The organism is Burkholderia sp. Se-20378 (genome assembly GCF_017104665.1).
GTDB classification, from domain to species: Bacteria; Pseudomonadota; Gammaproteobacteria; order Burkholderiales; family Burkholderiaceae; genus Burkholderia; species Burkholderia lata.
In genome coordinates this window covers 1-1,341 of record NZ_JAAGPG010001091.1, presented here as the reverse complement: position 1 = coordinate 1,341, position 1,341 = coordinate 1, and the positions used below count along the sequence as shown (strand labels likewise).

The following is a 1,341-nucleotide window of genomic DNA, read 5'->3' as shown; positions in this document are numbered from 1 at the left end:
GCCTTCGATTTCGAGGATGCGGCCCGAGAAGATGTTCTTCTTGCCTTGCTTGGCGACCGTCAGCATGCCTTGCTTGATCGCGTACAGCGGGATCGCGTTGACGAGGTCACGCAGCGTGACGCCCGGCAGCGGCGGCTGGCCGAGCTCGGCGTTGAAGCGCGTCAGGTGCAGCGTGTAGTCGTGGCCGGCATCGAGCTGCATGTCCCAGCCGAAGCCGACCGTCGGCACGTCGAGCCGCGGCTGCGTCGGGCGCACGCGCAGCGCGACGTCCGCGCCCTGCAGGTCGCCGCCCGCCGAATGCAGGTGGCCGTCGCTGAAGGTGGCCCAGATCGCGTTGTCGATCCGGCCTGCGTGGATCGTGAGCGGCATGTCGAGGTAGCGCGCCAGCGTCTGCAGGTCGACCGGGCCTGTCGACAGGTACGCATCGCCCGTCCAGTTCGACGGCTTGCCGACCGGTGCGAGCGGCTTGTGCTTGAAGCGCGCACGGAAATCGAGCGGGCCGAGCAGCAGCGTGCCGTTCGCGGGCGCCTGCAGCGCAGCCTTGTGCACGCGGCCGTGGTTGAGCACCGCGAGCCGGATGCCCGACAGCACGAGCTCCGGCGCATCATGCTGCGCGTCGCGCCAGCGCAGCGTGCCGCCGCGCAGCACGATCGCCTCCTGTTTCAGCAGCCACGCGCCGAACGTGTCGTTGCCGCCATGGGTGGTCGCCACGCCGACGCCCGCGATGCTCAGCGAGCCGTCGGCCGCGCGCGCGACGACGAGGTCGGGCTGATCGACGATCAGGCTCGACAGCGCGGGTGACAGCCGCAGCAGCGACATCCACGACAGCGCGGCCGTCGCATGCGGCACCGACAGCGCGACCTTGCCATCATGGCCGCGGATCGTCAGGTTCGTGAGTTCGACGCCCGGCTGCATGCCGGACCAGTTCGGGGAAAGCTTGCCGATTGAAAGCTGCGCGTGGAGCTTGTCGGACACCGCGCGTTCGATGCGCGGGCGGAATTCGTCGATGCGGGGCAGCAGGACGTAGCGCAGCCCGAGGAACGCGCCGGAAGCGACGAAGTAGGTGCCGATCCCGACAGCCAGCGTCACCCTGAACACGCGACGCAAGACCGGATGATCGTGCTTCGGAGGTCCCGCTTCGGGCGCAGCTACGGCGGATTCCTGACGGTCGGACATGCGGCGGACGGGCGGCGATATGGTAGTTTTGCAGACTGACGTTGAAATGTATCACACGGGTTCGTGCCGGCGGCCGTTGCGGCAGCGCGGCACGGGCTTTCCGGCGCGCGGTTTCGCGACGGGCGCACCCGCCCCGCGATGCCGCGCCGAGTCCATGGGGCCGGT

The 1,341-nt window shown here is 69.4% G+C and carries 1 pseudogene; it reads right to left on the bottom strand.

Annotation, left to right across the window (positions count from 1 at the left end):
• Positions 1 to 1,176: pseudogene (locus tag G3N93_RS40335) on the bottom strand (DUF3971 domain-containing protein); the annotation flags it as partial.
• Between the last annotated feature and the right edge of the window lie 165 nt (positions 1,177 to 1,341).